Here is a 3,751-nt window from a genome sequence, read left to right on the forward strand (position 1 = left end):
GCTTTATGAAGGCTTTTCGGGCTAAAGGTCGGATGAGGGAGCTATTAAGCAATATTCCCGTCCATATCGTCCTTAATGCCCAAGTGGGACTAATGGGGGCAGTTTCCTGCGCTAGTCAGCTATGAGGGAGGGTTGACTGGAGATGGCTAGGGATTATTTTCAGAATATGATCTCCCCGTAAGCGGTTCAGATTGCTTTTTATTGGCAGGGTAAGAGCATCTCAATTAGGCTTGACAAAAGCTTCTCAATCATATAGTTATTATCCCACTTTCCGCACTTCTTAACATTCAATTGATAGTTTGGTTCTTCGGTTTGTGCTATGCAATGGACGGAGTTATAAGGGATGAAACCCTTATAGAGAAGGACATTGATGCGATTTTTGTCAATTGTTTTCGAGCTAGAACAAACTAATCAATAGAACTCTTGCCAGATAAGGATTTAGTCGATTTATGCCCCCCTATCGAACCATACCAAGTAACGAAGAGCCGTATATTTAATCACTTAATCAGAAGCATTTACCTTTGAAATAGCAGTTTTTAAATAGGAAACCACCTCATTAATTGCTACTTCTGACGCTTTTTTACTGGCTCTTTCAACTAATTCCACCTTACCCGATTTGAGAGATTTACCCGTGACAATGCGATAGGGAATCCCAATTAAATCCGCATCTTTGAACTTAACTCCCGCACGTTCATTCCGGTCATCTAAAAGGGTTTCAATGCCGGCTTGATTTAACTCATTGTATAAACTTTCGGCGGTTTTTACCTGCTCGGCATCGGCTAAATTAGGAATAACCACAATCGCTTGATAAGGGGCAATAGCTACCGGCCAAATAATGCCATCTTTATCGTAGGATTGTTCTACGGCTGCCTGGGCTAAACGCGATACTCCAATCCCATAACAACCCATACAAATGGGGGTAGATTCTCCCGCTTCATTAGTATAAAAAGCATTCATAGCTTGAGAATATTTATAGCCCAATTGGAAGATATGACCGACTTCAATTCCTCTAGCACTTTGCAAGGTTTGATTAGGATCATGAATAGCTCGATCGCCTACCTGGGCTTTGCGTAGATCGACGATTAATTCCGGTAAGATAAAATCTTTACCCCAATTCGCCCCCACTAAATGAAACCCCGTTTCATTTGCACCGGTGATCAAGTTTTCTAAGTCTGTCACCGTGTTGTCTGCTATGCGTAAAAACTTAGGAGCTATATCGCTGGCTTTTTTGAGCAAATTATCTTCTAAGTCGGGACCAATATAACCTAAAGGTAAAGGTTTAGTTGCCCATTTCTGTTGAGCGGCAGCATCGGGTATTTTTAAAGCCAAAATTGTTTTAGCATTGTAACGGCTCGCCTGTCTAACTAATTCATTTTGTAGTTTAACTTCGTTAACCTCTTGATCTCCCCGAATGCTCACCAAAACTAAAACAGTTATGCCGCTATCATAAACCACTTCGTAGAGAACATTTTTGACGATAGCCGTGGCAGAACAATCGAGAAATTGAGCTAAACTTTCGATCGTGTTGGTGTTAGGAGTCTCTTTTTTAGCAAACTTTTTAAAGGGAGAAGCCACTTTATCTGCCGGCAAAGAAACGGCTTTTTCCACATTAGCCGCATACTTTTCATCGGCGGTAAATAAAACCTCATCTTCGCCAGCATCAGCTAAGACCATAAATTCTTGGGATGCGGAACCGCCAATCGCTCCAGAATCGGCTTCTACTGCCCGAAAAGCTAACCCACAACGGCGGAAAATATTGCGGTAAGCTATATCCATCGCTTGATAGGTTTTCTTTAAACATTCCTCGTCGAGATTGAAAGAATAGGCATCTTTCATAATAAATTCTCGTCCCCGCATTAAACCAAAACGAGGGCGAATTTCATCGCGAAATTTAGTTTGAATCTGATATAAATTAACCGGTAATTGTCGATAGGAACGAATTAAATCACGAGCGACGGCAGTAATTACTTCTTCGTGAGTCGGTCCTAATCCTAACTCCCGGTTTTGCCGGTCCGTCAGGGCAAACATAATCCCTTCTGCTTTTGTGTAGGTGTCCCAACGGCCTGATTCTTGCCAGAGTTCCGCCGGTTGCAGTTGGGGAAGTAAACATTCTTGGGCGCCAGCTTTATTCATTTCTTCCCGGACTATCTGGGAGACTTTCTGCAAAACCCGCCACATCAGGGGTAAATAGGCGTAAATACCGCTGCCAATGCGACGAATGTAACCGGCACGCACCAAGCATTTATGACTGGGGATTTCCGCCTCGGCTGGGTCTTCCCGGAGAGTGACAAAAAGCTGTTGAGAGAGTCGCATCCTATCGATATCCTTTTGAACAGAAGACTTTCTATTATCTCATCAAAGGAGAGCGACTGCAATGATCAATTACTTGTGTTGACAAACAATAACAGCGATCAGTTTACCGATTCTCAGGTATTTCCCCTCACAACTTGAGACTGGTTGGAGACGCATTGGACTCTAGTTCCAATTGCCTAACTCCCTTGTTCTCTACTCTAGGAAATATGAGCGTTCAGGTTGATCGCTGTTATCGTCGTTATCGAGACAGAATGTAACTTTAACAGGGTTTACTCCTTTGTGAACTTGACCTTATAACCTTGCCAGTTGATCTGTCAGGGAAGCTTTTTTCTTTAGCTTCAATTATTAATATAACATCGGATCGGAGCTAGAAGTCTTTCTCTTAATCAAAGTTTACATTGCCAGCATCAAGGAAAAGCCTAGTAGTCTGTCAAAGCAACTATGTCGGATAATAGGAATGTAAATAAGCTAACCCCGAAAAACAATGCCAGCCAAACAATACATTGTCGGCTTAACTGAAGATGAACGCAAGAGTCTCAACAAACTAACCACAACAGGTAAAGCTTCCGCTAGAAAAATTAATCATGCTCGAATTTTACTGAAAGCAGATATCAATCAACCCGATGGAGGTTGTAGAGATCAACAAATCAGTGAAGCCTTGAATATCAGCACCAGAAGCATTGAGAGAGTCAGACAAAGATTTGTGGAAGAAAGCCTAGAAAATGCACTTAACCCTCGTCCGAAAAAGTCATTAAAGCTCAAAAAGATAGACGGAGAAGCAGCAGCCCATTTAATCGCACTGGCTTGCTCACAAGTGCCTCAAGGTTATAACCGTTGGACATTACGACTACTGGCAGAGGAAATGGTAACTTGAGAATACATAGAAAGCATTTCTTCTGAAACAGTGCGACAGGTCTTAAAAAAAACGAGCTAAAACCTTGGTTAAAAGAATCTTGGGTAATTCCACCTCAAGCCAATGCCGAATTTGTCTGTCAAAGGTCAGAAGTGTTACAACTTTACACCAGCAACTATGACCCAGATTATCCCTTAGTTTGTTTTGATGAGACCTCAAAACAACTGATTTCAGAAATCAATTCGCCAATTGCTGCCGAACCGGGTAAGTCCGAACGTTTTGATTATGAATATCAGCGAGAAGGAGTTTCTAATTTATTCATGTTTTTTGAGCCGTTTACGGGTTGGAGACATGTGGAAGTCACTGACCAACGTAGGAGTGTTGACTATGCCCAACAAATGAAGTATTTAGGGCTTGCTGAATAAATCTAAAAAGCTTGTTGGATAAGGTTTTTAGGCTTTTTTGACCTCAAAAAGTGCCTAGCCTTGGAGTGATCGGGGGTAAAATTCCTGGACTTTTTCCCTGAAAATTAGGTAATTGACCACCTGAAAATGAGTAAAACCCCACACCCCACACCCCACACCC

Annotated in this window: 4 protein-coding genes; 3 read left to right on the forward strand and 1 reads right to left on the reverse strand. The window is 42.0% G+C overall.

Features of this window, described 5'->3' with window-relative positions; all coding sequences use genetic code 11:
• A partial coding sequence (locus PX636_RS08645; protein ID WP_288116557.1) for a glucokinase occupies positions 1–125 on the forward strand: 125 nt, incomplete at its 5' end.
• A 376-nt stretch (positions 126–501) separates the two neighbouring features.
• On the opposite strand, the gene PX636_RS08650 is transcribed toward PX636_RS08645, so the two are convergent.
• A complete protein-coding gene (locus tag PX636_RS08650) occupies positions 502–2,313 on the reverse strand; it encodes a proline--tRNA ligase (RefSeq protein WP_288116769.1) in 1,812 nt (603 codons plus the stop codon).
• Positions 2,314–2,797: 484 nt separating this feature from the next.
• Between PX636_RS08650 and PX636_RS08655 the strand changes: the two genes are divergently transcribed.
• Positions 2,798–3,187, forward strand: a complete 390-nt coding sequence (locus PX636_RS08655) for a helix-turn-helix domain-containing protein (RefSeq protein WP_004162741.1) — start codon at positions 2,798–2,800, stop codon at positions 3,185–3,187.
• 131 nt (positions 3,188–3,318) lie between these two features.
• Positions 3,319–3,591 carry a hypothetical protein gene (locus tag PX636_RS08660; RefSeq protein WP_288116770.1) on the forward strand — a complete coding sequence of 91 codons (273 nt, stop codon included), beginning with the start codon at positions 3,319–3,321 and terminating at the stop codon, positions 3,589–3,591.
• Positions 3,592–3,751: the final 160 nt, after the last annotated feature.

The organism is Microcystis sp. M53598_WE2, from assembly GCF_030067735.1.
Classification (GTDB): Bacteria; Cyanobacteriota; Cyanobacteriia; order Cyanobacteriales; family Microcystaceae; genus Microcystis; species Microcystis aeruginosa.

Excerpts from the sequence above, each read along its gene's own strand:
- PX636_RS08650 (WP_288116769.1), bottom strand. The coding sequence starts at position 2,313 with ATGCGACTCTCTCAACAGCTTTTTGTCACTCTCCGGGAAGACCCAGCC.
- PX636_RS08655 (WP_004162741.1), top strand. The coding sequence starts at position 2,798 with ATGCCAGCCAAACAATACATTGTCGGCTTAACTGAAGATGAACGCAAG.